The 24,305-nt window shown below is 67.2% G+C and carries 29 protein-coding genes; 19 read left to right on the top strand and 10 right to left on the bottom strand.

The genetic code is table 11. The features are described 5' to 3' along the window. Nucleotides 1-72: 72 nt before the first annotated feature. The 6 genes from murJ to ACAM55_RS17680 all read left to right on the top strand — a co-directional run bounded on the left by murJ (nt 73) and on the right by ACAM55_RS17680 (nt 5,356). Nucleotides 73-1,626: a murein biosynthesis integral membrane protein MurJ gene (gene murJ, locus ACAM55_RS17705; RefSeq protein ID WP_369652796.1), complete on the top strand. Its 1,554-nt coding sequence runs from the start codon at nt 73-75 to the stop codon at nt 1,624-1,626. Nucleotides 1,627-1,735: 109 nt separating this feature from the next. Beyond that, a complete protein-coding gene (locus ACAM55_RS17700) occupies nt 1,736-2,587 on the top strand; it encodes a SirB1 family protein (protein WP_369652795.1) in 852 nt (283 codons plus the stop codon). Next, nucleotides 2,587-3,015, top strand: a complete 429-nt coding sequence (locus ACAM55_RS17695) for a bleomycin resistance protein (RefSeq protein WP_369652794.1) — start codon at nt 2,587-2,589, stop codon at nt 3,013-3,015. Before ACAM55_RS17700 ends, ACAM55_RS17695 begins: the two co-directional genes overlap by 1 nt. Nucleotides 3,016-3,145: 130 nt before the next feature. Further along, nucleotides 3,146-3,574, top strand: a complete 429-nt coding sequence (locus ACAM55_RS17690; protein WP_369652793.1) for a YciI family protein — start codon at nt 3,146-3,148, stop codon at nt 3,572-3,574. A gap of 29 nt (nt 3,575-3,603) precedes the next feature. Next, nucleotides 3,604-4,023 carry a YciI family protein gene (locus ACAM55_RS17685; RefSeq protein WP_369652792.1) on the top strand — a complete coding sequence of 140 codons (420 nt, stop codon included), beginning with the start codon at nt 3,604-3,606 and terminating at the stop codon, nt 4,021-4,023. Between the two features lie 16 nt (nt 4,024-4,039). Further along, entirely contained in the window at nt 4,040-5,356 is a 1,317-nt protein-coding gene (locus tag ACAM55_RS17680; RefSeq protein ID WP_369652791.1) for an RNA polymerase sigma factor, read from the top strand. A gap of 20 nt (nt 5,357-5,376) precedes the next feature. Here ACAM55_RS17680 and ACAM55_RS17675 read toward each other — a convergent pair whose 3' ends face one another. From ACAM55_RS17675 to purM, 5 genes are all read right to left on the bottom strand, one after another. After that, a complete protein-coding gene (locus ACAM55_RS17675; protein ID WP_369652790.1) occupies nt 5,377-6,372 on the bottom strand; it encodes a GlxA family transcriptional regulator in 996 nt (331 codons plus the stop codon). Then, nucleotides 6,342-6,968, bottom strand: a complete 627-nt coding sequence (locus ACAM55_RS17670) for a DJ-1/PfpI family protein (protein WP_369652789.1) — start codon at nt 6,966-6,968, stop codon at nt 6,342-6,344. The genes ACAM55_RS17675 and ACAM55_RS17670 overlap by 31 nt, the downstream gene beginning before the upstream one ends. Continuing rightward, nucleotides 6,965-7,549 (bottom strand): cysteine hydrolase family protein, encoded by a 585-nt coding sequence (locus tag ACAM55_RS17665; RefSeq protein ID WP_369652788.1) that lies wholly within the window; start codon nt 7,547-7,549, stop codon nt 6,965-6,967. The genes ACAM55_RS17670 and ACAM55_RS17665 overlap by 4 nt, the downstream gene beginning before the upstream one ends. Before the next feature lie 107 nt (nt 7,550-7,656). After that, a complete protein-coding gene (locus tag ACAM55_RS17660; RefSeq protein ID WP_369652787.1) occupies nt 7,657-8,721 on the bottom strand; it encodes an AI-2E family transporter in 1,065 nt (354 codons plus the stop codon). A gap of 41 nt (nt 8,722-8,762) precedes the next feature. Continuing rightward, nucleotides 8,763-9,803, bottom strand: coding sequence for a phosphoribosylformylglycinamidine cyclo-ligase (gene purM, locus ACAM55_RS17655; RefSeq protein ID WP_369652786.1), 1,041 nt, complete (start codon nt 9,801-9,803; stop codon nt 8,763-8,765). Between the two features lie 132 nt (nt 9,804-9,935). Here purM and hda point away from each other — a divergent pair, with 132 nt between their 5' ends. From hda to ACAM55_RS17630, 5 genes are all read left to right on the top strand, one after another. Further along, the gene (gene hda / locus ACAM55_RS17650; protein ID WP_369656420.1) at nt 9,936-10,622 is read left to right on the top strand and encodes a DnaA regulatory inactivator Hda; all 687 of its coding nucleotides are present in this window, start codon (nt 9,936-9,938) and stop codon (nt 10,620-10,622) included. A gap of 18 nt (nt 10,623-10,640) precedes the next feature. Next, nucleotides 10,641-12,278, top strand: a complete 1,638-nt coding sequence (gene pcnB / locus ACAM55_RS17645) for a polynucleotide adenylyltransferase PcnB (RefSeq protein ID WP_369652785.1) — start codon at nt 10,641-10,643, stop codon at nt 12,276-12,278. Continuing rightward, nucleotides 12,275-12,925, top strand: coding sequence for a 2-amino-4-hydroxy-6-hydroxymethyldihydropteridine diphosphokinase (gene folK, locus ACAM55_RS17640; RefSeq protein ID WP_369652784.1), 651 nt, complete (start codon nt 12,275-12,277; stop codon nt 12,923-12,925). The genes pcnB and folK overlap by 4 nt, the downstream gene beginning before the upstream one ends. Before the next feature lie 119 nt (nt 12,926-13,044). Next, a complete protein-coding gene (locus ACAM55_RS17635; protein WP_021006205.1) occupies nt 13,045-13,689 on the top strand; it encodes a DUF47 domain-containing protein in 645 nt (214 codons plus the stop codon). Nucleotides 13,690-13,702: 13 nt separating this feature from the next. Then, nucleotides 13,703-14,713, top strand: a complete 1,011-nt coding sequence (locus ACAM55_RS17630; protein ID WP_369652783.1) for an anion permease — start codon at nt 13,703-13,705, stop codon at nt 14,711-14,713. Nucleotides 14,714-14,740: 27 nt separating this feature from the next. Here the strand turns inward: ACAM55_RS17630 and ACAM55_RS17625 are convergent, their stop codons facing one another. Both ACAM55_RS17625 and ACAM55_RS17620 read right to left on the bottom strand, forming a co-directional pair. Further along, nucleotides 14,741-15,187 carry an NINE protein gene (locus tag ACAM55_RS17625; protein WP_369652782.1) on the bottom strand — a complete coding sequence of 149 codons (447 nt, stop codon included), beginning with the start codon at nt 15,185-15,187 and terminating at the stop codon, nt 14,741-14,743. Next, nucleotides 15,184-15,708: an N-acetyltransferase family protein gene (locus tag ACAM55_RS17620; protein WP_369652781.1), complete on the bottom strand. Its 525-nt coding sequence runs from the start codon at nt 15,706-15,708 to the stop codon at nt 15,184-15,186. The genes ACAM55_RS17625 and ACAM55_RS17620 overlap by 4 nt, the downstream gene beginning before the upstream one ends. A 183-nt stretch (nt 15,709-15,891) precedes the next feature. On the opposite strand from ACAM55_RS17620, the gene rpsP reads away from it, so the two are divergent. From rpsP to hisC, 7 genes are all read left to right on the top strand, one after another. Beyond that, the gene (gene rpsP / locus ACAM55_RS17615) at nt 15,892-16,155 is read left to right on the top strand and encodes a 30S ribosomal protein S16 (RefSeq protein ID WP_028259818.1); all 264 of its coding nucleotides are present in this window, start codon (nt 15,892-15,894) and stop codon (nt 16,153-16,155) included. 16 nt (nt 16,156-16,171) lie between these two features. Further along, nucleotides 16,172-16,726: a ribosome maturation factor RimM gene (gene rimM / locus ACAM55_RS17610; RefSeq protein ID WP_354398125.1), complete on the top strand. Its 555-nt coding sequence runs from the start codon at nt 16,172-16,174 to the stop codon at nt 16,724-16,726. A 27-nt stretch (nt 16,727-16,753) separates the two neighbouring features. Then, nucleotides 16,754-17,500, top strand: a complete 747-nt coding sequence (gene trmD / locus ACAM55_RS17605; RefSeq protein WP_369652780.1) for a tRNA (guanosine(37)-N1)-methyltransferase TrmD — start codon at nt 16,754-16,756, stop codon at nt 17,498-17,500. A gap of 133 nt (nt 17,501-17,633) precedes the next feature. Then, the gene (gene rplS, locus ACAM55_RS17600; protein WP_028259815.1) at nt 17,634-18,008 is read left to right on the top strand and encodes a 50S ribosomal protein L19; all 375 of its coding nucleotides are present in this window, start codon (nt 17,634-17,636) and stop codon (nt 18,006-18,008) included. A 146-nt stretch (nt 18,009-18,154) separates the two neighbouring features. Continuing rightward, complete coding sequence (locus ACAM55_RS17595; RefSeq protein WP_369652779.1) at nt 18,155-18,874, top strand: CoA pyrophosphatase; 720 nt, start codon at nt 18,155-18,157, stop codon at nt 18,872-18,874. A 49-nt stretch (nt 18,875-18,923) separates the two neighbouring features. Beyond that, nucleotides 18,924-19,925, top strand: a complete 1,002-nt coding sequence (locus tag ACAM55_RS17590) for a CobD/CbiB family protein (RefSeq protein ID WP_369652778.1) — start codon at nt 18,924-18,926, stop codon at nt 19,923-19,925. Between the two features lie 17 nt (nt 19,926-19,942). Further along, complete coding sequence (gene hisC / locus ACAM55_RS17585) at nt 19,943-21,031, top strand: histidinol-phosphate transaminase (RefSeq protein ID WP_369652777.1); 1,089 nt, start codon at nt 19,943-19,945, stop codon at nt 21,029-21,031. Here the strand turns inward: hisC and rsgA are convergent. The 3 genes from rsgA to ACAM55_RS17570 are packed head-to-tail and all read right to left on the bottom strand — an operon-like array spanning nt 21,025 to nt 23,635. Beyond that, a complete protein-coding gene (gene rsgA, locus ACAM55_RS17580; protein ID WP_369652776.1) occupies nt 21,025-21,978 on the bottom strand; it encodes a ribosome small subunit-dependent GTPase A in 954 nt (317 codons plus the stop codon). The genes hisC and rsgA overlap by 7 nt on opposite strands. A gap of 12 nt (nt 21,979-21,990) precedes the next feature. Further along, nucleotides 21,991-22,341, bottom strand: coding sequence for a 4a-hydroxytetrahydrobiopterin dehydratase (locus tag ACAM55_RS17575; protein ID WP_369652775.1), 351 nt, complete (start codon nt 22,339-22,341; stop codon nt 21,991-21,993). Between the two features lie 28 nt (nt 22,342-22,369). Further along, nucleotides 22,370-23,635 (bottom strand): M48 family metallopeptidase, encoded by a 1,266-nt coding sequence (locus ACAM55_RS17570; protein WP_369652774.1) that lies wholly within the window; start codon nt 23,633-23,635, stop codon nt 22,370-22,372. 60 nt (nt 23,636-23,695) lie between these two features. On the opposite strand from ACAM55_RS17570, the gene orn reads away from it, so the two are divergent. Beyond that, nucleotides 23,696-24,292, top strand: a complete 597-nt coding sequence (orn, locus tag ACAM55_RS17565) for an oligoribonuclease (RefSeq protein WP_369652773.1) — start codon at nt 23,696-23,698, stop codon at nt 24,290-24,292. Nucleotides 24,293-24,305 lie beyond the last annotated feature (13 nt).

Here is a 24,305-nt window from a genome sequence, read left to right as displayed (position 1 = left end):
CAAAGCCCTCCATTATAGGCCGGGTTGCCTTTTTCGCCGAATCGGGGGCTTGGCGGGCCCTACACTCGCCCCGTGTCCCTGCTCAAATCCGCTTCCACCGTTTCCCTGCTGACGCTCGCATCGCGGATCACGGGCCTCGTGCGCGACGTGCTCTTCGCCTCGGTATTCGGCGTCAGCGCCCTGACCGATGCCTTCAACGTCGCGTTCCGCATTCCCAACCTGTTTCGGCGGGTTTTCGGCGAAGGCGCCTTCAGCCAGGCTTTCGTGCCGGTGCTCGCAGCGCGCAAGACCGAAGCCGGCGAAGAGGGCGCCAAGGCGCTGATCGACCACGTCGCCACGCTGCTCACGTGGGCGCTGGTGGTCCTGTGCGTGGCCGGGGTGGTCGGCGCCCCCTGGATGGTGTGGGCAATGGCCAGCGGGCTGGCGGGGTTCGATGCGGCCGTGGTCATGACGCGGTGGATGTTCCCTTACATCGGCTTCATGTCGCTCGTGGCGCTGGCGGGCGGCGTGCTCAATACCTGGCGCAAGTTCGCGGTGCCGGCCGCTTCGCCGGTCTTGCTGAACCTTTCGCTCATTCTTGCCATCGTGGCGGGCGCGCCGCTGTTCAGGCGCTACGGCATCGAGCCCATCTATGCGCAGTGCGCCGGCGTGCTGGTCGGCGGGGTGCTGCAACTGGCGCTGCAAGTGCCGGCCCTTCGCGCCCTGGGCCTCATGCCGCGCATCGGCGCCAGCTGGACGGCGCTGCGCACCGCCTGGACCGATCCCACCACGCGCAAGGTCATGAGGCTGATGCTGCCCGCCCTGCTGGGGGTGAGCGTGGCGCAGATCTCTCTGCTCATCAACACCCAGATCGCGTCGCACCTTGCCACGGGCAGCGTCACCTGGGTGGTCAACGCCGACCGCCTGATGGAGTTTCCCACCGCCATGCTGGGCGTTGCGCTCGGCGTCGTGCTGATGCCGCAGCTGGCCGGGGCGCGCGCCGCCAAGGATGACGAGCGGTACTCGGCCATGCTCGACTGGGGGCTCCGGCTGGTGGTGCTGCTCTCGGCGCCTTGTGCCATCGCCCTTTTGCTTTTCTCGCAGCCGCTGGTGTCGGTGCTGTTCCACAACGGTGCCTACGGCGACGAGGACGTGAAGCGCACCACGCTCGCACTCATGGGCTACGGCGTCGGGCTGGTGGGCATCGTGGCCATCAAGGTGCTGGCGCCGGGGTATTACGCCAAGCACGACATGCGCACGCCGGTGATCATTGCCGTATCGGTGCTCGTGCTGATCCAGGTGCTCAATGTCTTCCTGGTGCCGGTGCTGCAGCACGCCGCGCTCACGCTGACCATCGGCATCGGCGCGGTGGTCAATGCGATCTGGCTCCTGGTGGGGCTGATCCGCCGCGGCAACTACAAACCCGAGCCGGGCTGGGGCAAGTTCATCCTGCAGGTGGCGGCGGGCACGCTGGTATTGGCCGCCTTGCTGGCCTGGGGCTCGCACTATTTCGACTGGATCGGCCTGCGCGCCCAGCGGCTGCACCGCATCGGGCTGCTGGCCGCGCTGATCGCGGGCGCCGGGCTGCTGTATTTCGCCGTGCTGGCGGCCGTGGGCGTGCGGCTGCGCAGTTTCATGCGCCGGTGAGGGGCCCGAGACGCAGCCCGGTGGGAGCTTGCGCAACAGGGTTGTTTGCAAATTGTGCAAGCTGAAAACACCGCCTTGACGCTCCCCGAATGCTCCTCTACAAAGACACATGACGTTCAGCTTCCAGGTTCCCACCGCACTGGCTTATTTCGAGTCGCTGGTGCAGAGCGACGACCACTTTCCGCTGCTCGAGGCGGCCGCCAGCCTTGCGCAGGACGAATACCCCGACCTCGACGTGCAGCAGGTGCTCGGCGACGTCGACCAGTTGCTTGCGCGCCTGAAGCGTCGGCTGCCGGCCGATGCCGCACCGCTGGCCCGGCTGCGTGCGCTCAACCAGTTCTTCTTCAACGACCTGAACTTCGGCGGCAACGTCAACGACTACTACGACCCCGACAACAGCTACCTGAACGCCGTCTTGCGCACGCGCCGCGGCATTCCGATCTCGCTGGCGGTGCTGTGGATGGAACTGGCGCAGGGCCTGGGGCTGCAGGCGCGGGGCGTCGGCTTCCCGGGCCACTTCATGCTCAAGGTCACGTTGCCCAAGGGGCAGGTGGTCATCGACCCCTTCACCGGCAAATCGCTCTCGCGCGAAGAACTGGGCGAGCGGCTCGAGCCGTACAAGCGCAGCAACGGGCTGGTCGGCGATTTCGACGTGCCGCTGGGCCTGTACCTGCAGCCGGCCAGTTCGCGTGAAATCATCGCGCGCATGCTGCGCAACCTGAAGGAAGTGCACCGGGCCCAGGAGGACTGGCAGCGCGCCATCGCGGTGCAAGACCGCCTGATTGCGCTGCTGCCCAACGCCTGGGGCGAATACCGCGACCGCGGCATCGCGCATGCCGAGCAGGGCAACACCGCAGCCGCGGTGCGCGACCTCGAAACCTACCTGGCGCACGTGGAAGACGCGCTCGACGTCGACGCCATTGCCGAGCGGGTGGCCGCGTTGCGGCGGGCAGCCAACTGATGAACGCCAGAGACGGCGTGGCCGCTGCACCCGATCTCGGCACGCTGCACGAATTCCACGGTGTGCAGCCGGTGCTGCCGGTGTCCGACGTCACGCGCGCCGCGCGCTGGTTCCGGGACGTGCTGGGCTTCGAACTCGATTTCATCGCCGGCGAGCCGCCCAGCTATGCGCGGGTCAAGAAGGGCGACCGCAGCTACGGCGATCCGGTCTATCTGCGGCTGTGGCAGTGCAACACGCGCGGCACGCCGCCCTGGCGCGGCGAAATCGTGATCCACGTGGGCAAGGACGTCGATGGCCTGCACGCCGCCTACGTCAAGCGCGGAGTGACGGTGGTCGAGCCCCCGGCCTCCCAACCGTGGGGCCTGCGCGAATTCGCGATCCGCGAACCGGATGGACACATCCTGCGTTTCTGCGGCTATTTGCCCTGAGTTTCTGATACAAAAAATTACAAATAGATCGGCGCGCACGTGTCGATCCGTCTTTCGCTCGTCCGACGTGTGAACAGGAGCACGTGGTTTTTGCGGCTCCCCAACCCCATCGACCTTCAGGAGAAACGACATGCGATTCATGGTTCTGGTCAAGGCCAACAAGGATTCCGAAGCCGGCGTGATGCCCAGCACCGAAGTGCTCACCGCCATGGGCAAGTTCAACGAGGAACTGGTCAAGGCCGGCGTGCTGCTGGCGGGCGAAGGGCTGCATCCGTCCTCCAGGGGCGCCCGCGTGCGCTGCGAAGGGCTGAAGCGCACCGTGATCGACGGCCCCTTCGCCGAGACGAAGGAACTGCTCGCGGGCTTTTGGCTGCTGCAGGTCAAGTCGAAGGAAGAAGCCATCGAATGGATCAAGCGCAGCCCGTTCCAGGAGGGCGAGATCGAGATCCGCCAGGTCTTCGAAGCCTCCGACTTCGGCGACTCGATGACGCCCGAACTGCTGGCGCAGGAAGAGCGCCTGCGCGCGGAGGCCGAGGGCCGCGCCAAGGCCGGCAACTGATGAGCCGGCCGCATCCAAGGAGACCCACCATGCGATTCATGCTGCTGATGATTCCCCACGGCTATGAAACGGCCGCGCCCGGCACCATTCCCGACGACGTCGATGCGGTGGCGGCCATGATGGCCTACAACGAGTCGATGCAGAAAGCCGGCGTGCTGATCAGTTGCGACGGCCTGCATCCGCCCTCGATGGGCGCGCGCGTGAGCTTTCCGGGCCGCAAGCCCAAGGTGATCGATGGCCCTTTTGCCGAAGCCAAGGAAGTGCTCGGCGGCTTCTGGATCATCGACGTGCCTTCGCGCGCCGACGCCATCGAATGGGCCACGCGGTGCCCCGGCAGCGAGAACGAGGTCATCGAGGTCCGCCAGATCCAGGAGATTGCCGACTACCCGCCCGATGTGCAGGCCCTGAGCACCGAATTCGCGTCGATGCAGACGGTCAAGAAAACGTAGACATGAGGGCCATCCGATGAGTCCCCGCGTGGCCGAGGCGAAGGCCCGCGCCGACGAGGCCGCGGTCCACCGCAGCATCGAGGCGGTGTGGCGCATCGAATCCGCGAAGATCATCGCCGCGGTGGCGCGGATGGTGCGCGACGTGGGCCTGGCGGAGGAACTGGCCCAGGACGCGCTGGTTTCCGCCCTCGAGCAATGGCCCGAATCGGGTGTGCCCGACAACCCCGCGGCCTGGCTCACCGCGGTTGCCAAGCGCCGCGCCCTCGACCGTCTGCGACATGGCCAGCTGGCGGAGCGCAAGGCACCCGAGATCGGCCGCGAGCTCGATGCGCAGCACGAAATGGCGCAATCCGATTTCGCCGAAGCGGCGGATGCGGCCATCGACGACGACATCGGCGACGACCTGCTGCGGCTGGTGTTCACCGCCTGCCACCCGGTGCTTTCGACCGAGGCGCGCGTGGCGCTCACGCTGCGGCTGATGGGCGGCCTCACGACCGATGAAATTGCGCGGGCATTCCTGGTGCCCGAAGCCACCGTGGCGCAGCGCATCGTGCGGGCCAAACGCACGCTGCTCGAAGCCCGCGTGCCCTTCGAGGTACCGCGCCGGCATGAGCTCGAGGCGCGGCTCGCGTCGGTGCTCGAGGTGCTCTACCTGATCTTCAACGAAGGCTACTCGGCCACCGCCGGCGACGACTGGATGCGCCCCGCGCTGTGCGACGAAGCAATGCGCCTGGGCCGCATCGTGGCCGAGCTGATGCCCGACGCCTCGGAGGTGCACGGCCTCGTGGCGCTGATGGAAATCCAGGCCTCCCGAACGGCCGCGCGCGTGGGCCCTTCGGGCGAGCCGGTGCTGCTGCTCGAGCAGAACCGCGCGCGCTGGGACCAGATGCTGCTTCGCCGCGGCCTGGCCGGACTGGCGCGCGCGGAAGCGCTGGTCGGCGCTCTTGGCCCCTATGCGCTGCAGGCCGCCATTGCCGCCTGCCATGGCCGAGCGCGCACCGCGGAAGAAACCGACTGGCCTCGCATCGCCGCGCTGTACGACGCGTTGGCGCAGCTGTCGCCTTCACCCATCGTCGAACTGAACCGCGCCGTCGCGCTCTCGATGGCCTTCGGCCCGGCCGCTGGGCTCGAAGTGGTGGATGCGCTCGTGGGCGAGCCGGCATTGCAAAACTATCACCTGCTCCCGGCGGTGCGCGGCGACCTGCTCTTCAAGCTCGGCCGCCGCGACGAGGCCCGCAGGGAATTCGATCGCGCCGCCTCGCTCACGCGCAACACCCGCGAGAAGACGTTGCTGCTGGCGCGCGCCCGGGCGTGCACCGTGCCGGAAAGCTGATTCTCGGAGCCTCTGCGGCGCTAGGCTTTCGACAGCGATGTGGAAGCGGATGGCGAGCCGGGCAGCCCGAACTGATGCCATGCGCGCCGCAGCTGCGTGTCCGATCCGAAGCCCGAGATTTCCGCCGCCCGCGTCACGCTCGCGCCCGAGGCCAGCGCGAGCTGGGCCGCCGCCAGCCGCAGCCGGCGCAGGTAGGCCAGCGGCGCCACGCCCGCATGCTCGACGAACAGCCGCGTGAGGTGGCGCGCCGAGGTGTGGGCCACTTCGGCCATCCGGGGCACGCTCCAGTCGGCCTGCGGTTGCTCGCTGACGGCGTCCTGCACCCGGTGCAGCGCGGCATGCAAATGGTTGCGGTAGGCCAGGAAGGGCGAAAGCTCCGGGTCGTGCGGGCCGCGCCGCTGCGCCACCACCATGGTCTGCGCCACCTGGGCGGCCAGGGGCTCGCCGCATACATCCGCGATGCGGTGCAGCACCAGGTCGATGCCGGTCGTGACGCCCGCGCTGCTGTAGACCGGCGGATCGATGACGAACACGCGGTTGGCCACCACGTCGCAGCGCGGCTCTACTGCGCGCAGCTCGTCCAGGTGGTGGTGGTGCGTGGTGACGCGCCGGCCCGCGAGCGCACCGGCATGCGCGGCGAGCAGGGCGCCCGCGCAGACCGTGACCAGCTCGAGACGGCCGCGCTCGAAGCGCTGCCTGCGCAGCCAGTGCAGAAGGTCCTGGGTTTCGGCATTGTCGACAGAGATGGAGTCGCCGGGCAGCCCGACCAGCACGATCCAGGCCGGACCGCTCCATTGCGCCGGCAACGGCGCGAGATTGGCGAGCGCCACGCCCACGGAACCGATCGACGTGGGGCGCGGGCTTGCGAATTCGATCTCGAAGCGCTCGGGCTGGCCTGCTGCGCGCAGCCGCTGGTTCGCGATGCGCAGCGCCTCCGCGGGGCCGGCCCAGTCGAGCACCAGGCTGCCCGGCAGGAGCACGAACACTACGCGGATGGGCTGCTGCCGGAGGTCCATGCGTAATCCATCTGGCGCGCGGTGCGTTCGGCCAGCGCGCGGCCGGACAGCCTTTCGACCAGGTACAGGCTCATGTCGATGCCGGCGCTGATGCCTGCGGAGCTGACCACGCGGCCGCTGTCGATCCAGCGCTCGCCTTCGCGCACATCGAGCGAGGGGAACTGCTCGCGCAGGTCAGCAATGTCTTCCCAATGGGTGGTGACGGCCTCGTGCGTGACCACGCCGCTTTTGCCGAGCAGGAAGACGCCGGTGCAGACCGAGGCAACCACTTGTGCACCGGCCGCGCAGTCGGCGATCCAGCGCAGCGTGGCGGGGCTCGCCATCGGGGCATCGACCACGCCGCCGGGCACGATCAGCACGTCGGCACCCGGGTTCGTGGCCAGGTCATGGTCGGCCAGCAGCCGCAGGCCGGCGCGGGCCTGCACGGGCTGGCGGCCGTTGCTCGACAGCGCCACGGACGCGACCTCGAACGGGGCTTGTGTGCCGGCATCCATCCGCTGGCTGACGCGGCTCGCGGTGGTGAACACCTCGAAGGGCCCCGCGAAATCGAGTGCCTCGACGCCGTCGTAGGCGAGGATCCTTACGCGCAAGGTCATGCCGCCACGCTTTCGTGGGTCCTGGCGCCGGCACGCTGCAGCGCCCGCGCCACGCTGCAGACGGTGGCAAAGCGGCCGTCCAGCACGGCCGCGGTGCGTGCCTTGATGTCGGCTGCGGCCAGCGGCCGGCTGTCGGGCTGCACCATGTCGAAGGTCAGCGTGGCGTCGGTCACGTAGTCGACCTCCCAGCCCAGGTCGGAGGCGTGGCGCGTGGTGGTTTCGCAGCATTGCTCGGTGCGGATGCCGCTCACGATCAGCCGGCCGATGCCCTGCTGCGTGAGCCAGACGTCGAGGCCGCTGTTGACCAGTGCGCTGTGGCGGTGCTTGGTGAAGGTGGCCGCGGCCTCGAACGGTGCCAGGCCCTCGATCGGGCGCACGAAGCCCGATTCGATGGCGAACGGGTTGACCGCCGTTGCGGGGTTGTCGACATGGAAGACGCGCACGATCGGGAGACCGGCGGCCGAGCAGCCTTCGATCAGCGCGTTCTGCGCGGCAAAGTAGGGTTGCGCAACATCTTCGGACCAGTACGGGCGCTGGCGAAACGATTCCTGCGCATCGATCACTATCAGACAGGATTTCATGGGGTTGGCTCGAAGGGCGGAGTGAATGATGCCGCCTATTCTTCAGTGCCGCCAGCCCGCGGTCCGCGCCAAAGCAGACCAGAATCGATCAAATCAGGACATGAGTGCTAGACGAGCTCGGCGGCCTGCAGCTCTTTCTTGAGGTACGCGTAGAAAAGCGGCGCCGCCACCAGCCCGGCCGGGCCGAACACCGCTTCGGCCACGAACATGACGGCCAGCAGTTCCCACACCCGCATCTGCGTGCGGCTGCCGACCACCTTGGCGTTGATCACGTACTCGGCCTTGTGAATGACGATAAGAAAAACAAGGCAGGCGAGTGCCGTGATCGGCGACACCGAGAGCGCCACCAGCGTGATGACCGAATTGCAGACCAGGTTGCCCACGATGGGCACCAGGCCCGCCACGAAGGTCAGCGTGATCAGCGCCGGCGTGTAGGGCAGGTGGGGGCCCCAGAGCGGCATCAGGAACAGCAGGAAGATGGCGGTCAGCAGGGTGTTGAAAGCCGCGATCCAGAACTGCGCGGCAACGATCTGGCGAAAGGCCTCGCCGAAGATGCTGATGCGCCGATACAGCTGCGCAGCCAATGGCCGGTGCCGCAATGGCGGCGGCGCAATGGCGGCCAGCCCGCCCACGATGAGTCCGACGTAGGCGAACAGCAGCCCGCCCAGCCACGCCCGGCCTGCCAGGGCCAGCGAACCGGCCTGCGCCCGCAGGTAGTTGGCCACCACGCGTTGCACTTCGGCCGCGCCTTCGGGCAGGTAGACCGCGATTTCCGGGGGCAGCTTGAGCCGCAGCTCGAGCACGGTGCGCGCCGTGTAGTCGAGCAGGTCGCGGTACTGGTCGGGCGCATCGAGGATGTACTCGCGTGCCTGCGACAGGCCCAGCGAAATCAGCGCAAGGGGGGCCAGCAGCACCAGCGTGACCGCCAGGACCCGGGCCGGCACGCTGACACGGCCTGGCGGCAGTCTCAGCCGCGCCAGGCCATTGCCGATCAGGCGTGTGAACCAGCGCGTGGCCAGAAAACCGATGCACACGCACAAAAGGCCGGGCAGCAGGTGCTCCCACATCACCAGCAGCAGGGCAGCCGGCATCAGGAGGTAGCTGGCCAGCACCACGTTGCGCGAGGCAGGCTGGGGCTTGGTGTCGATGGTTACGAGGGTTGGTTTGGACATCAGGGTCCGGGTGCTGCGCGCGCGAGCCTCGGAGGGAAAGATCAGCCGACCACCACGGCGGCACCCGCGCCGCGCTCGGCGATGGTGCCGATTTCATACACCGACTCGCCCGCCGCGCGCAGCGTGGCGGCACAGGCGGCGGCTTCGGCCGCGTCGATCACCACCACCATGCCGATGCCGTTGTTGAAGGTGCGGTTCATCTCGATGTCGTCGATGCCCGCCACCTTCTGCAGCCAGGCGAAGAGCTCGGTCTGCGGCCAGCTGCCCTTCTTGAGGCGGGCCGCCGTGCCTTCGGGCAGCACGCGCGGAATGTTCTCGAGCAGGCCGCCGCCGGTGATGTGGGCCAGCGCCTTGATCGGGTGCCTGGCCAGCGCTTCGAGCACCGGCTTCACGTAGAGGTGGGTGGGTTCCATCACGGCTTCGCGGAAAGGCTTGCCGTCGAGCGTGGCGGGCAGGTCTGCACCCGCGCGCTCGATCACCTTGCGCACCAGGCTGAAGCCGTTGGAATGCACGCCGGCCGAAGCCAGGCCCAGCACCACGTCGCCGGGCTTCACGTTCTGGCCGGTGAGGATCTTCGACTTTTCGACCGCGCCGACCGCAAATCCCGCCAGGTCGTACTCGCCGGCCGGGTACATGCCAGGCATTTCGGCGGTTTCGCCGCCGATCAGCGCGCAACCGGAGATTTCGCAGCCGCGTGCGATGCCGCCGATCACGGCCGCGGCCGTGTCCACGTCGAGCTTGCCGCAGGCGAAGTAGTCGAGAAAGAAGAGGGGCTCGGCGCCCTGCACCAGCACGTCGTTGACGCTCATGGCCACCAGGTCGATGCCGACCGTGTCGTGCATGTTCCATTCAAAGGCCAGCTTGAGCTTGGTGCCCACGCCGTCGGTGCCGCTCACCAGCACCGGCTCCTTGTAGCGCTTGGGCACCTCGAACAGCGCGCCGAAGCCGCCGATGCCGGCCAGCACTCCTTCGCGAAGGGTCTTCTTGGCGAGGGGCTTGATACGGTCTACCAGGGCGTCGCCGGCATCGATATCGACACCGGCATCCTTGTAGCTGAGCGGGGTGGGCGTGGTGGAAGTCATGGTCGGACGGTGTCGAGAAAGGGGCGGGAAGGAGACGAAGAGGTAGGGGCGCCGGTAACCGAAGCGGCCGGGCCGATAGAATTCCTCACGATTTTAAGGGCCCTCCGGGCCCCCTCCATGAACCTTCCCGGGATGAAACAGCTCGCGCTCGATATCGGCATTGCGACGGGCCCCAGCTTCGACGCTTTTTTTGCCGGCCCGAACGAGGCGGCGCTGCGGCACCTGCAACTGTGGGTGGGCGGCGCCGGCCCATCGGTGCCTCACTCTCCCGTGCCGACCTATCTGTGGGGCGAAAGCGGCAGCGGCAAGAGCCATCTGCTCGAATCGGTGCGTGTCGCACTGCGCGAGCAGGGCGCGAGCGTGGGCTGGCTGCATGCCGGCCTGCTGGAGCCGCCCGAGTTCGACGAGCGCTGGGGCGCCGTGCTGCTCGACGATGTACACCTCTACACCGCGGTGCAGCAGCACGCGGCCTTCAACTGGTTCGTCAACGCGCAGACCCTACAGCGCGGCGTGGTGGCCGCGGGCGCCCTGCCGCCGGCCGACCTGCCGCTGCGCGAAGACCTTCGCACCCGGCTGGGCTGGGGCCATGTGTTCCACCTGCAGGTGCTGAGCGAAAGCGAACGCCGCGCGGTGCTGCGGCAGGCGGCCGACGCGCGCGGCGTCATGCTGTCGGACGACGTGCTCGACTACATGCTGCACCGCTTCAGCCGCGACCTGGGCAGCCTCATGGAGCTGCTCACGCAGCTCGATGGCTATGCCCTGCAGACACAGCGCGCGATCACGATCCCGCTGATCCGATCCATGCTCGAAAACGAATAAGAAGAGCTTCAACCAACAATGATCAAGAAATTCATCGACAAGCTGCTGGGCAAATCCGCCGGCGGCACGCAGGGCAAGAGCCGTTTCGGCAAGCGCCAGGAGGTGCCGGCCGAGGTTCACAAGATCGATCCAGCCCTGGTCGACGAACGCGCGAAGAACGTCGTCACCACGCTCCAGCAAGCCGGCTACGAGGCCTACGTGGTGGGCGGCGCGGTGCGCGACCTGCTGCTGGGCCTGCGTCCGAAGGACTTCGACGTGGCCACCAACGCCACGCCCGAGCAGGTCAAGTCGCTGTTCAGGCGCGCCTTCATCATCGGGCGGCGCTTTCGCATCGTGCACGTGGTGTATGGGCGCGGCCGCGAGCACGAGGTGATCGAAGTCTCGACCTTCCGCGCCTACATGGACAACGCCGCCGCCGAGCAGGTTGCCGGCAACGAGCGCACCAGCAAGGGCGAGCTCGCAAGCATGAAGCACGCGGTGGATGCCAGCGGCCGCGTGCTGCGCGACAACGTCTGGGGTCCGCAGGAAGAAGACGCGGCGCGCCGCGACTTCACCGTGAACGCCATGTACTACGACCCGGCCAACCAGATCGTGGTCGACTATCACAACGGCATCAAGGACGCGCAGAAGCTCACGCTGCGCATGATCGGCGACCCGGCCACGCGCTACCGCGAAGACCCGGTGCGCATCATCCGCGCGATCCGTTTCTCGGCCAAGCTCGCGGCGCTCGGTTTCAAGATGGAAGCCAAGACCGCCGCCCCGCTGGTCGAGTCAAGCAAGCTGCTGGCCGACGTGCCGCAGAGCCGCCTGTTCGACGAGATGCTCAAGCTGCTGCAGACCGGCCACGCCATAGCCACGGTCGAGCAGCTGCGCAAGCTGGGCCTGGTCACGGGCATCTATCCGCTGCTCGACGTGGTGGTGGAGCGCGCCGACTCGCCGTTCGTGAAGGCGGCCCTGCAGGACACCGACCGCCGCGTGGGCGAAGGCAAGCCCGTGGCGCCCAGCTTCCTCCTGGCCTGCGTGCTGTGGGCCGATGTGCGCGACGGCTGGGCCCAGCGCATCGAGGGCCGGCACGGCCAGCGCCCGCAGCCCCCGTTCCCGGCGCTGCAAGATGCCATCGATGATGTGTTCAACGCCCGCATCGGCGACGTGTCGGGGCGCGGCAAGCTGGCCGCCGACATGCGCGAGATCTGGATGATGCAGCCGCGCTTCGACAAGCGCACCGGCTCCACGCCCTACAGCCTGGTCGATCAGGCGCGTTTCCGCGCCGCCTTCGACTTCATGCGCCTGCGCGCCGACGTGGGCGAGGTCAGCGAGGCCATTGCCGAGTGGTGGCAAGAGTTCAGCACGGCCGACGAAGTGCGCCAGCAAGACCTGCTGGAACAGGTGCGCGACGAGCAGAAGACCCGCCAGCGCGTGCGCACACGCGACCCGGTGGCGCCGAAGCCGCGCGGCGAGCCGGTGGCGCGCCAGCACCAGGCCGACGCCGAACTGCGGCAGGACGACGAGGCCGAGGTCGAAGTCGATGCCGGCGCCGTGCCGCCCGATGGCGAAGCGGCCGCGCCGCGCAAGCGCCGCCGTCGCCGCAAGCCGCGCACCGGAGGTGGCGGCGGTGGCAGTGGCGGCGAGGGCGGCGGGAGCGCCGCAGCCGAATGAGCGCACCGAACCGGCCGAAGGACGGCAAGAGCGGCGGCGGTCAGAGCCGGCCGCCATCGCGTGGCGGTCCATCATCGAAGCCGAAGAGCGGCGGACCTGCGCCCGCGCGGCGCGCGCCCAGCCGGCCTGCGGGCAAGGCGGGGGCTGCGGGTGCGCCCGCACGCCGCACGCGCGAGGACTACCCGACCGTGCAGGCCTTCGTCGCCATCGGCGCCAACCTGGGCGACGCACAGGCGGCGGTGAAAGCGGCCATGGACGCCATCGGCACCATCGAACGCACCGTGGTCACGGCGCGCTCGTCGCTCTACCGCAGCGCACCGGTCGATGCGGCCGGGCCCGATTTCATCAATGCGGTGGTGGCCGTGCGGACCGGGCTCACGGCCGAGGCATTCCTGGCCGAGCTGCACCTGCTCGAAGAGCAGGCCGGCCGCGAACGGCCGTTTCCCAACGCGCCGCGCACGCTCGATCTCGACCTGCTGATGCACGGCAACGCGATCAAGGACACGCCCGCGCTGAGCTTGCCGCACCCCCGCATGCGCGACCGCGCCTTCGTGCTCAAGCCGCTGGCCGAGATCGCCCCCGACAAGGTGCCGCGCGCGGCACTCGCCCGCGTTTCCTCGCAGGTCATCGAGCGAATCCGCGACTGAGCCGGGCAGGGTCCGGAACCCTGCCGGACCGGCCGGCTTCGCTCCGCCCATTACACTTGCGCGGTTTTTCATGACGTTGTCACACATTTGTGGCAGCCGCGAACCCAGGAGAGAGCGCCATGTTCGGCAAGCTGCTGCCCCGCGAGGGGAATTTTTTCGAGATGTTCAACCAGCACGCCGAGCGCATCGTCGAAGCGGCGCGGGCGTTCGAGCAACTCGTGGCCAATTACAACGACGTGCATCTGCGGGAGCAATACAACCGCGACGTCGACAACGCCGAGCGTGCGGCCGACCGCGTGACGCATGACGTCAACCGGCTGATCCACAAGACCTTCATCACGCCCATCGACCGCGAGCAGATCCACAAGCTCATCAACACGATGGACGACGTGGCCGACCTGATCCAGGACTCGGCCGAGACCATGGCGCTGTACGACGTGCGGCACATGACCGACGAGATCGTGCGCCTCACTGCCCTGAGCGTGAAGTGCTGCGACCGCCTCAAGGACGCCGTCAAGTTCCTCGGCAAGATCGCCGACCCGGCCGTGGCCGAGGCCACGCTCAAGACCTGCGAGGAAATCGACCGTCTCGAGTCGGACGCCGACCGCGTGATGCGCAGCGCCATGAGCAAGCTGTTCCGCGAGGAGCCCGACGTGCGCGAGGTGATCAAGCTCAAGGCAATCTACGAGTTGCTCGAGACGATCACCGACAAATGCGAGGACGTGGCCAATGTCATCGAGGGCATCGTCCTCGAGAATTCCTGAGCGGTAGCAATCGATGGCAACGGTTCAGGTCGCCCTCTGGGTGGTGATGGTGCTGGTCGCGCTCGCGATCCTGTTCGACTTCATGAATGGCTTCCACGACGCGGCGAACTCGATCGCCACCGTGGTGTCGACCGGCGTGCTCAAACCAGGACACGCCGTGCTGTTCGCAGCCTTCTTCAACCTGATCGCGATCTTCATCTTCCACCTGAGCGTGGCGGCCACGGTCGGCAAGGGCATTGCCCAGCCCGGTGTGGTCGATGTGCATGTGGTCTTTGGCGCGCTCGTGGGCGCCATCAGCTGGAACCTCGTGACCTGGTACTACGGCATCCCGAGCAGTTCGTCGCACGCGCTGATCGGCGGCATCGTGGGGGCCGTGATCGCGAAGACTGGTACCGGCGGCCTCGTGGCCACCGGCATCTGGAAGACCGTGGCTTTCATCTTCGTTTCGCCGTTTCTCGGATTCGTGCTGGGCTCGATGATGATGGTGCTGGTGGCCTGGGGCTTCCGGCGCGCCACGCCATCCCGCGTCGACCGCTGGTTCCGGCGGCTGCAGCTGGTTTCGGCCGGGGCGTACAGCCTGGGCCACGGCGGCAACGATGCGCAGAAGACCATCGGCATCATCTGGATGCTGCTGATCGCCACCGGCTATGCCTCGGCCGCCGATGCGAGCCCGCCCACCTGGACCATCGTGAGCTGCTATGCCGCGATCGCGCTGGGCACCATGTTCGGCGGCTGGCGCATCGTGAAGACCATGGGCCAGAAGATCACCAAGCTCAAGCCCGTGGGCGGCTTCTGCGCGGAGACCGGCGGCGCGCTCACGCTGTTCCTGGCCACCGCGCTGGGCATCCCTGTCTCGACCACCCACACCATCACCGGCGCCATCGTGGGCGTCGGCTCCGCGCAGCGTGCCAGCGCCGTGCGCTGGGGCGTGGCGGGCAACATCGTCTGGGCCTGGATCTTCACGATCCCGGCATCGGCCTTTGTCGCCGCCATTGCGTATTGGCTCAGCCTGCAGATTTTCTGATCTGCCCAGCCTGAGGGCGCGCAGCAGCTACTGGGAGATCTTCCGGCCTTCCTCGACCTGGTGTTCGAAGTAGCGCTGGAAGCTGAACACGATGCTGGCCATCAGCACCGTGGTGCCGAAGAGGAGCGCCAGCACCACGGCGCCAATGGTGGCCCAGTTCGTGCGGCCCGGGGCGGCGTCCGGCGGCGCACCTGCGTTGAAGCGGGCGTTCCACTTCTCGGGCGTCATGAGGCCGTAGATGATGGCCATCAGCGCGCATCCGGCGATGGTGAAGCCCAGCAGCGGAATCAGCACCCAGCTCCAGCCGTCGTCCAGGCCGTACATGCGCGCGCGCTCGATACCGTAGAGGCCGAGCGCCGTGGGAATGGGCAGCAGCCAGCCGAGCCAGTCGCCCATGCCGCGAAGGTAGAAGCGGTGCAGGCCCAAGGGGCCGCCCAGGAAGGAGAGCCAGGCGGCAATGGTCTTGTTTTTCATTCGGGTTTGGTGGTGCTGCCTTCGCCGAGCACCTTTTCCATCAGGACCACGTCGCGCCATTCGCCGAACTTCCAGCCGCAGTCCTTGAGCACGCCCACCTGCGTGAAGCCCTGGCTGCGATGAACGCCCACCGAGCCCGCGTTGGCCGAGTCGCCGATCACGGCGATGAGCTTGCGCACGCCCACCGCCTCGGCGGCCTGCGAGAGGGCCGCCAGCAGCTGGCCGCCCAGGCCCCGGCCGCGTGCGGCTTCGGAGATGTAGATCGAGTCTTCGGCCGAAAAGCGGTAGGCCGGGCGCGGCTTGAACCAGTTGCAGTAGGCAAAACCCAACACCTCGCCATTTTCTTCGGCAACGAGGTAGGGCAGGTTCTTGCCGAGCACGTCGGCGCGCCGCGCGGCCATGTCGGCGGCCGAGGGAGGCTCGGTTTCGAAAGTGCCGGTGCCGTTCAGCACGTGATGGGCGTAGATGGCCGTGAGGGCCGCGACATCTTCGTCGCGGCTGGGGCGGATGGTGAGGGTCATGCAGAGGGAAAACGGATGGCGCAAGCGCGGAAATTCGGAGAAAACGCGGGTCGGGCTATAATCGCAGGCTTTTCAGCGTGTCGCTGGCCGGGTGGCCATGTCGCGTGTCTCGACGTTGAAAGAACACTGTGAGCGGGCTTCTTGTTTAGAAAACGGGCTTGCTGCACCACCCAAGGATAAATCATGGTCGTCATTCGACTCTCCCGCGGCGGCTCCAAAGGCCGTCCGTTCTTCAACATCGTCGTGTCGGACAAGCGCGTTCGCCGCGATGGCCGCTTCATCGAGCGCCTGGGTTTCTACAACCCGATCGCCAAGGAAAACGAAGAAAGCATCCGCATTGCCCAGGACCGCCTGGCCTACTGGAAGAGCGTGGGCGCACAAGCTTCGCCCACGGTCCTGCGCCTGATCAAGCAAGCCGCTGCCGCGGCTCCCAAGGCAGCTGCCTAAGCTGTCCGGCACGGCGATGTTGCCCGCACTCGAAGCCGCCGAATTGCCGGCGGATGCGATCGAGGTAGGACGCATCGCCGATGCATGGGGCATCAAGGGCTGGTTCAAGGTCCTGCCCCACAGCGCCCAGCCAGAGGCGCTTTTTTCTTCCAAGCGCTGGTTCCTGCAGGCTCCCGGAGCCTCGGCAACCGCAGCTTTCCGGCTCGCGATCCGCGAAGCCAAAGAACATTCCGACTGCATCGTCGCCTCGTCCGAAGATGTGCCCGACCGCAATGCCGCCGAGGCACTGCGCGGCGCGCGCGTTTTCGTGCCGCGCTCGAGCTTTCCGACGGCCGGCGACGACGAGTACTACTGGGTCGATCTGATCGGCCTTTCGGTGGTCAACCGCGAAGGCGTGGCGCTCGGCACGGTGCGCGAGCTGCTCGCCACGGGCCCGCAGACCACGCTGGTGCTCGCGGCCGAAGAAGACGGCAAGGCCATCGAACGCATGGTGCCCTTCGTCTCGGTCTTCATCGACAAGGTCGACCTCGCAGGCCGCCTCATCACGGTCGACTGGCAGCCTGAATACTGACTAGGCTACTGACCAGGCCTCGCGCGCATGCGCTTCGACGTCCTCACGCTCTTTCCCGAACTGTTCGCGCCCTTCATGGCCAGCGGCGTGACGCGCCGTGCCTACGAGTCGAAGCAGGTCGAGGTCGTGCTCTGGAATCCGCGCGATTTCGCGCAGGGCAATTACAAGCGCGTGGACGACCGGCCCTTCGGCGGCGGTCCCGGCATGGTGATGATGGCCGAGCCACTCTCGGCCTGCCTCGATGCGGCGCTGGCCGCGCGCGGCTCTCCGGCGCCGGTCGTGCTGTTTTCTCCCATCGGCGAGGCATTGCGTCACGAAGCGGTCGAGCGCTGGTCTGCCAGCGAAGGTGCGGTGCTGGTCTGCGGCCGCTATGAAGGTATCGACCAGCGCTTCATCGATACGCGCGTGACGCACCAGATCAGCCTCGGCGACTTTGTTCTCTCCGGCGGCGAGATCCCGGCGATGGCGCTGCTCGATGCGGTGGCACGGCTGCAGCCCGGTGTGCTGGGCGACGAAGCCAGCCACGTGCAGGACAGCTTCAATCCTTCGCTCGACGGCTTGCTCGATTGCCCGCACTACACGCGGCCCGAGCAATGGAACGGGCAGGGCGTGCCGGCGCCGCTGTTGTCCGGGCACCACGTGCAGATCGAGCGCTGGCGGCGCGACCAGCGGCTCGCCATTACCGCCGCGCGGCGTCCCGACCTGATTGCCGCCGCGCGCGCTGCCGGCCGCTTGAGCAAGGCCGATGAGACGGCGCTGAAAAAAAAGCTATAATCTTCGGTTCCCCGATCCTCTGCCCGGCCGCGCCTGGCCTTGTTGTGATCCTTTGTTGCCCTCGGCGATCAAGGAGCAATGAAACCAAAGGCGCCTTTTGTGTAGCGCGAGCACGATCGAATATCAGGAAATCATGAACCTCATCGAAACCCTCGAGCAGGAAGAAATCGCCCGCCTCGGCAAGAAGATCCCCGATTTCATGCCCGGTGACACGGTCATCGTCAGCGTGAGCGTCGTCGAAGGCACCCGCAAGCGCGTGCAGGCCTACGAAGGCGTCGTGATCGCCAAGCGCAATCGCGGCCTCAACAGCGGCTTCACGGTGCGCAAGATCTCCAGCGGCGAAGGCGTGGAGCGTACGTTCCAGACCTACAGCCCGCTGATCGCCGGCATCGAAATCAAGCGCCGCGGCGATGTCCGCCGCGCCAAGCTGTACTACCTGCGCGACCGCAGCGGCCGTTCGGCACGTATCAAGGAAAAGCTGCCGGGCAAGTCGCAGGCTGCCAAGTAAGCCGCTTCCTGCCGTGCAAAAAAGCCGCCGCTCTGGCGGCTTTTTGCGTTGTGCACCGTGCACGTTTCTTGCGAAAAGACAGCACGGCTTTTTTACGCTCTACTCCTTCACTGAAACTCTCTCACTTGACCGATTCCGCCGCCCCCATGCCATTTGCTCCCGTCGAACCCGTCAATGCCGTGGTGCCCCCCACGCTGCTGTCGATCGACCCGCGCAAGGCGCCGGTGGTCGGCGGCCCCGATGGCCTGCCCGCCGTCGCACCCGCGCAGCTGACGACCGAAGCCCTGCGCAGGCGCTTTGCCACGCCGCCGGAGTGGGCGCCCGAGTTGCGCCGCGAACCGCGCCTGATCGACCGTGCGCCGGCGCAGGCAGCCGTGCTGGTGCCCATCGTGCAGCGGCCGCAAGGCGCAACCGTGCTGCTGACCGAACGTACCGCGCACCTGTCCAATCATTCGGGGCAGGTCGCGTTCCCGGGCGGCCGTGTCGATCCCGAGGACGCGAACACCGCGGCGGCAGCATTGCGCGAAGCCTGGGAAGAAGTGGGCCTGTCGGCCCGGTTCATCGAAGTGCTTGGAAGCCTTCCGACCTACACGACCGTCACGTCGTTCATCGTGACGCCCGTCGTCGCGCTGGTGGAGCCCGACTTCGAGCTCACCATCAATCCCCACGAAGTGGCGCTGGCCTTCGAGGTGCCGCTGGCCTGGCTCATGGATCCGGCCAACCACCGCCGCCATACGGTGCCCGCGCCCGACGGCACCCACCGCGAGTGGTACTCGATGCCCTACCAGGACGGCGCCGAAGAGCGCTTCGTCTGGGGCGCCACCGCAGGCATGCTGCGCAACCTCTATCGCTTCCTCAGCGCCTGACCTCGGCCCGGGCCGGGGCCCTCGCAAGCTCTCTCGCTATCATCGAAGGATGAGCTTCTTTGCCATCCTGTGTGCGTTGCTGATCGAGCAGGTGCGCCCGCTCGCCTCTCGCAACCCGGTGTACGGCGGCGTGCTGGCGTGGACGCGCTGGACCAGCCGCAACTTCGATGCCGGCAAGCCGCATCACGGATGGGTCGCGTGGGCCCTTGCGGTGTTCGTGCCCACCTTGTTGACGCTGGGCATCCACTGGCTGCTGGTGTTCACGCTCGGGCTGCCGTTCGCCGTGCTCTGGAGCATTGCGGTGCTCTACGTCACGCTCGGGTTTCGCCAGTTCAGCCACCACTTCACGGACATTCGCGACGCGCTCGACGAAGGCGACGAGCCGCTCGCGCGTTCGCTGCTGGCGCACTGGCAGGGTGTCGATGCGGCCGACCTGCCGCGCAGCGAAATCGTCCGCCACGTGATCGAGCATTCGGTGATCGCGGCGCATCGCCACGTGTTCGGCGTGCTGGCGTGGTTCTCGATACTCGCCGCCCTGGGCCTGGGGCCGGCCGGTGCGGCGTTCTATCGCATGAGCGAATTCGTGTCGCGCTACTGGATGCACAAGAACGGCGCCGCCATACAGCCTTCGAGCGTCTCGGTGCAGCGGGCCGCGGAGCGCGCCTGGCACGCGATCGACTGGCTGCCCGCGCGCATCACCGCACTGGGCTTCGCCGTTGTCGGGAGCTTCGAAGAGGCCATCGATTGCTGGCGCAACGACGCGCGGCGCTTCCCGAGCGAGAACGACGGCGTGATCCTTGCGGCGACCTCGGGCGCGGTCAACGTGCGCCTGGGGGGCGGTGCATTGAGCCCCATTCCGATCACCGATCCGCTGCCGCGCGCGCAGGCCGGCGATTCGATGGACGACGGCCGCCGGCCCGACAGCGGCAGCACGCCGGGCCGCGAGCCCGAGCCCGGCCACCTGCGCAGCGTGGTCGGCCTGGTCTGGCGCTCGGTGGTGATGTGGATGGTGCTGCTGGCCCTGCTCACGTTGGCCCGGCTGCTCGGCTGAGAAAGCCCCGAAACGCCATGGCCACCTCCGTACCGGCTTTCTGGAGCCCGCGCATCGGCGCGCTCGAACCCTATGTGCCCGGCGAGCAGCCGCGCATCGCCAACCTCGTCAAGCTCAACACCAACGAGAACCCGTACCCGGCGTCGCCGCGCGCCATCGACGCCATCCAGCAAGCGGCAGCGAGCGGCCTGGAGCGCTACCCCGACCCGACCTCGCTCGCCGTGCGAGAGGCGGTGGCGCGGCGCCACGGGCTGCAAGCCGACCAGGTGTTTGCGGGCAACGGTTCGGACGAGGTGCTGGCGCACGCCTTCTTCGCTTTCTTCCAGCAGGCCGAGCCGTTGCTGATGCCCGATGTGAGCTACAGCTTCTACCGGGTCTATGCGCAGCTCTATGGCATTGCATGCGAACTGCTGCCCGTCGATGAGGGCCTGCGCATCGATGTCGATGCCATGGCAGCCCGTGTCAGCGGCGGCTGTGCCGGCCTCGTGATCGCCAATCCGAATGCACCCACGGGCATTGGGCTGCCGCTCGCGCGCATCGAGCAGCTGCTCGCGGCATGCCCCGGGCGCGTGGTGCTGGTGGACGAGGCGTATGTCGATTTCGGCGGCGAGAGTGCGCTGCCGCTGGTCGGCAAGTATCCGAACCTGCTGGTGGTGCAGACCTTGTCCAAGTCGCGCTCGCTGGCGGGTTTGCGCGTCGGCTTTGCCTGCGGCCAGGCGCATCTGATCGATGCGCTGGTGCGCGTCAAGGACAGCTTCAATTCCTATCCGCTCGACCGGCTCGCCACGGCGGGCACGGTGGCAGCGCTCGAGGACGAAGACTGGTTCAAGACCACGCGCGACAAGGTCGTCGACACCCGCGAAGGGCTCAGCCTGCAGCTCGAAGACCTGGGCTTCGAAGTGCTGCCTTCCCAGGCCAACTTCGTATTTGCGCGCCATCCGAAGCGCGACGCGGCCGAACTCGCGGCGCAGCTGCGCGAGCGCGCAGTGCTGGTGCGGCATTTCAGGCAGCCGCGCATTGCGCAGTACCTGCGCATCAGCATCGGCACGCGGGAGCAGTGCGGGGCGCTGGTGCAGGCACTCGAATCGATCCTGGGCGTTCAGTAGCGCGACTGGCTCAATTCGGCGAAGAGCTCGCCATAAATCTTGTAGCGCGTTGCGCTGATCGGCCCCGGCCTGGCGGGCGAATCCACATTCGCGATCACGCCGCAGCCCGGCTCGTGCAGGTGGGTGCAGTTGTAGAACTTGCAGTCGTTGGCGTGCTCGGCAATGTCTGGCATCAGGCTCGCAAGCTGCATCGGCGCGATGTGGTTCAAGCCGAATTCCTGGAAGCCGGGCGAGTCGATCAGGCCGGTGGTGCGCGCTTCGTCGATCCAGTACCAGGTGGTGCTGGTGGTCGTGTGCTTGCCTGAGTTCAACGCCTGCGAAATCTCTTGCGTCAGCACGGTCGCGCCCGGCACCAGCAGGTTGGTCAGGGTGCTCTTGCCCGAGCCGGAGGGTCCGAGCACGAGGGTCGACTTGCCGGCAAGCAATTTCATCAGCGAGGCATAGTCTGCTTCGCCCGACGCCTTCAGCGACAGCGGCAGCACGCCGTGATGCATGCGGCGATAGGGCGCCAGCTTGTTCCATGCGCGCGCGAAGGGCTCGACCAGGTCGCTCTTGTTGAGCGCGATGATCGGAGTGATGCGCTCGGCCTCCGCCGCAATCAATGCGCGCGCCAGCTGGTGCTCGGAAAACTCCGGCTCGGCCGCGATCAGGATCAGCACATGGTCGAGGTTGGCGGCAAACGACTTGGTGCGGATCTCGTCCTGCCGGTAGAAGAGGTTGCGCCGCGGCACGACCTCTTCGATGGTGCCTTCGTCCTCCGTGGCCTGCCAGCGCACGCGGTCACCGACCACGGCCTGGCTCTTCTTGCCGCGCGGGTGGCAGATCAGCCGCTCGCCAGTCGGTGTTTCGACAAGGCAATGACGCCCATGGCTGGCAACAACGAGACCATCGTGGAGTGTCTTCGCAGCTGTGGCTGCAAAGGCAGTGGCGCGGCCCGGTTTAGCCACGGGCGTGTTCCGTCATGCGGTGGGGCCCGCAACCAGCGCGTCCGCCTGGCGCGCGCACTCGAAGTCGGTGACCGACAGTCCGCCCACGTCGTGCGTGTTGAAGCGCACGGCGCAGCGGTTGTAGTGCACCGACAGGTCCGGGTGATGGTCTTGCGTGTGGGCAATGAAGGCCAGCGCATTCACGAAAGCGATGGTCTCGAAGTAGTTGGCGAAGGTGAAGGTCTTCTCGATGGCAACGTTGGCACCGTCGCCACTGAGCTTCCACCCGTCGAGCTTGGCGAGACCGGACACGATCTCGGTGGCGCTCAGCGCGTGGCGGGGAGGAATGCTCTTCCAGTCTTTGGGCTTGAACATGCTGCTCATGGTCTTGGCTTCCGGGGCAAGTATTTTTTCAGGCCGCCACCATGCGCGCGAGGCGCTCGGAGGCCGGAGGGTGGGAATAGTAGAACTTGACGAACACCGGGTCGGGCGTGAGCGTCGACGCGTTGTCCTGGTAGAGCTTGAGCAGCGCTGCCGACAGGTCGGCGCCGCTGGTCTGCGCAATGGCATACGCATCGGCCTCGAACTCGTGCTTGCGCGACAGCCGGGCGGGCAGGGGTGCGACGAAGAAGCCGAACACCGGAACCGCCAGCATGAACAGCAGCAGCGCGAGCGCATTGTTCGGCGCCGTGGCCGTCATGCTGGGCTGCACGCCCAGCCCCGTGTAGAACCAGACCTGGGTCGACACCCAGCCCAGCAGCGCGAAGCCCACCAGGCTCAGTGCGAACATCGCCGCGAGCCGCTTCACGATGTGGCGGTGCTTGAAGTGGCCGAGCTCGTGCGCGAGCACGGCTTCCACTTCGCTTGCGTTGAGCTGGCGCAGCAGCGTGTCGTAGAACACCACGCGCTTGCTCGCACCAAAGCCCGTGAAGTACGCATTGGCGTGGGCGCTGCGCGTGCTGCCGTCCATCACGAACAGGCCCTTGGCGGCAAAGCCGCAGCGCTTCATCAAGGCCGTGACGCGGTCCTTGAGGTCGGGGTCGTCGAGCGGCTTGAACTTGTTGAACAGCGGTGCAATGAACGTGGGGTAGATCAGCATCCCCAGCAGGTTGAATCCCATCCACACGGCCCAGGCCCAGAGCCACCACGTGGTGCCCGCGGTGCCCATGAGCCAGAGGATCAGCGCGGCGATCGGCAGCCCGATCGCCGCACCGAGCAGCGTCGACTTGAGCGTGTCTGCAAGCCAGAGGCGAAGGGTCATCTTGTTGAAGCCGAAACGCTCTTCGAGCCTGAAGGTCTGCCAGAGCGTGAAAGGCAGCTCGAGCAGGCCGCCGATGACCGCGAACGCGGCCAGCAGGGCCAACTGCTGCACCATGCCGCCGCCGAGCCACGCCAGCAACAGCCTGTTGAGCACGTCGAGCCCGCCCAGAAGCGTCCAGCCCAGCAGCAATGCGGTACTCCAGGCCATCTCGACCAGGCCGAAGCGCGCCTTGGCGATGGTGTAGTCGGCCGCCTTCTGGTGTGCGGCGAGGCTGATGGTGTGTTCGAAAGCGGCCGGCACGGCGCCGCGGTGCCGCGCCACGTGGCGCACCTGCCGCGAGGCGAGCCAGAACTTCACGAGCAGGCCCGCGACCAGTGCAGAGGCGAAGGCAATGGTGAAGATGAGCGAATAGGACATATGAGCGTCGAGTTTAGCCCTCGGGTCCGGCCGGTGCAGACCTTCGACGACAATCCAGCGATGCCCGAATCCCTCGACCCCACGACCGCCACAGCCACGCCCGTCCTGAAGAAAAGCGACCAGAACCTGGTCTGGCTCGACTGCGAAATGAGCGGCCTCGACCCGGAGAAAGAACGCCTGCTCGAGATTGCCGTGGTCGTTACCGGCCCCGACCTCACGCCTCGCATCGACGGCCCCGTGCTGGTCATCCACCAGAGCGACGCGGTGCTCGACGCCATGGATGCCTGGAACAAGGGCACGCACGGCCGCAGCGGCCTGATCGACAAGGTGAAGGCCTCCACGCTGGACGAAGCCGCGGCCGAGCAGCAGCTGCTGGAATTCATTGCCAAGTACATTCCGCGCAGCGGCTCGCCCATGTGCGGCAACACCATCGGCCAGGACCGGCGCTTCCTGGTCAAGTTCATGCCCAAGCTCGAGGCGTACTTCCACTACCGCAACCTCGACGTCAGCACCCTCAAGGAGCTGGCCAAGCGCTGGAAGCCCGCCGCCTACAGCTCCTTCAAGAAACAGCAGGCGCACACGGCGCTGGCCGACGTGCACGAATCCATCGAGGAGCTCGCGCACTACCGGGAAACCTTTCTTAAACTGACGGATTAGGTAAAAACCCCGA

The organism is Variovorax sp. V213 (assembly GCF_041154455.1).
Lineage (GTDB): Bacteria > Pseudomonadota > Gammaproteobacteria > Burkholderiales > Burkholderiaceae_C > Variovorax.
This window is presented reverse-complemented; position numbering and strand designations above follow the sequence as displayed.

What these genes read in the sequence shown, in the direction of transcription:
- ACAM55_RS17700 (WP_369652795.1), top strand. Translation starts at nt 1,736, where the DNA reads ATGACGTTCAGCTTCCAGGTTCCCACCGCACTGGCTTATTTCGAGTCG.
- ACAM55_RS17695 (WP_369652794.1), top strand. Translation starts at nt 2,587, where the DNA reads ATGAACGCCAGAGACGGCGTGGCCGCTGCACCCGATCTCGGCACGCTG.
- ACAM55_RS17690 (WP_369652793.1), top strand. Translation starts at nt 3,146, where the DNA reads ATGCGATTCATGGTTCTGGTCAAGGCCAACAAGGATTCCGAAGCCGGC.
- ACAM55_RS17685 (WP_369652792.1), top strand. Translation starts at nt 3,604, where the DNA reads ATGCGATTCATGCTGCTGATGATTCCCCACGGCTATGAAACGGCCGCG.
- ACAM55_RS17680 (WP_369652791.1), top strand. Translation starts at nt 4,040, where the DNA reads ATGAGTCCCCGCGTGGCCGAGGCGAAGGCCCGCGCCGACGAGGCCGCG.
- ACAM55_RS17675 (WP_369652790.1), bottom strand. Translation starts at nt 6,372, where the DNA reads ATGGACCTCCGGCAGCAGCCCATCCGCGTAGTGTTCGTGCTCCTGCCG.
- ACAM55_RS17670 (WP_369652789.1), bottom strand. Translation starts at nt 6,968, where the DNA reads ATGACCTTGCGCGTAAGGATCCTCGCCTACGACGGCGTCGAGGCACTC.
- ACAM55_RS17665 (WP_369652788.1), bottom strand. Translation starts at nt 7,549, where the DNA reads ATGAAATCCTGTCTGATAGTGATCGATGCGCAGGAATCGTTTCGCCAG.
- ACAM55_RS17660 (WP_369652787.1), bottom strand. Translation starts at nt 8,721, where the DNA reads ATGTCCAAACCAACCCTCGTAACCATCGACACCAAGCCCCAGCCTGCC.
- purM (WP_369652786.1), bottom strand. Translation starts at nt 9,803, where the DNA reads ATGACTTCCACCACGCCCACCCCGCTCAGCTACAAGGATGCCGGTGTC.
- hda (WP_369656420.1), top strand. Translation starts at nt 9,936, where the DNA reads ATGAAACAGCTCGCGCTCGATATCGGCATTGCGACGGGCCCCAGCTTC.
- pcnB (WP_369652785.1), top strand. Translation starts at nt 10,641, where the DNA reads ATGATCAAGAAATTCATCGACAAGCTGCTGGGCAAATCCGCCGGCGGC.
- folK (WP_369652784.1), top strand. Translation starts at nt 12,275, where the DNA reads ATGAGCGCACCGAACCGGCCGAAGGACGGCAAGAGCGGCGGCGGTCAG.
- ACAM55_RS17635 (WP_021006205.1), top strand. Translation starts at nt 13,045, where the DNA reads ATGTTCGGCAAGCTGCTGCCCCGCGAGGGGAATTTTTTCGAGATGTTC.
- ACAM55_RS17630 (WP_369652783.1), top strand. Translation starts at nt 13,703, where the DNA reads ATGGCAACGGTTCAGGTCGCCCTCTGGGTGGTGATGGTGCTGGTCGCG.
- ACAM55_RS17625 (WP_369652782.1), bottom strand. Translation starts at nt 15,187, where the DNA reads ATGAAAAACAAGACCATTGCCGCCTGGCTCTCCTTCCTGGGCGGCCCC.
- ACAM55_RS17620 (WP_369652781.1), bottom strand. Translation starts at nt 15,708, where the DNA reads ATGACCCTCACCATCCGCCCCAGCCGCGACGAAGATGTCGCGGCCCTC.
- rpsP (WP_028259818.1), top strand. Translation starts at nt 15,892, where the DNA reads ATGGTCGTCATTCGACTCTCCCGCGGCGGCTCCAAAGGCCGTCCGTTC.
- rimM (WP_354398125.1), top strand. Translation starts at nt 16,172, where the DNA reads ATGTTGCCCGCACTCGAAGCCGCCGAATTGCCGGCGGATGCGATCGAG.
- trmD (WP_369652780.1), top strand. Translation starts at nt 16,754, where the DNA reads ATGCGCTTCGACGTCCTCACGCTCTTTCCCGAACTGTTCGCGCCCTTC.
- rplS (WP_028259815.1), top strand. Translation starts at nt 17,634, where the DNA reads ATGAACCTCATCGAAACCCTCGAGCAGGAAGAAATCGCCCGCCTCGGC.
- ACAM55_RS17595 (WP_369652779.1), top strand. Translation starts at nt 18,155, where the DNA reads ATGCCATTTGCTCCCGTCGAACCCGTCAATGCCGTGGTGCCCCCCACG.
- ACAM55_RS17590 (WP_369652778.1), top strand. Translation starts at nt 18,924, where the DNA reads ATGAGCTTCTTTGCCATCCTGTGTGCGTTGCTGATCGAGCAGGTGCGC.
- hisC (WP_369652777.1), top strand. Translation starts at nt 19,943, where the DNA reads ATGGCCACCTCCGTACCGGCTTTCTGGAGCCCGCGCATCGGCGCGCTC.
- ACAM55_RS17575 (WP_369652775.1), bottom strand. Translation starts at nt 22,341, where the DNA reads ATGAGCAGCATGTTCAAGCCCAAAGACTGGAAGAGCATTCCTCCCCGC.
- ACAM55_RS17570 (WP_369652774.1), bottom strand. Translation starts at nt 23,635, where the DNA reads ATGTCCTATTCGCTCATCTTCACCATTGCCTTCGCCTCTGCACTGGTC.
- orn (WP_369652773.1), top strand. Translation starts at nt 23,696, where the DNA reads ATGCCCGAATCCCTCGACCCCACGACCGCCACAGCCACGCCCGTCCTG.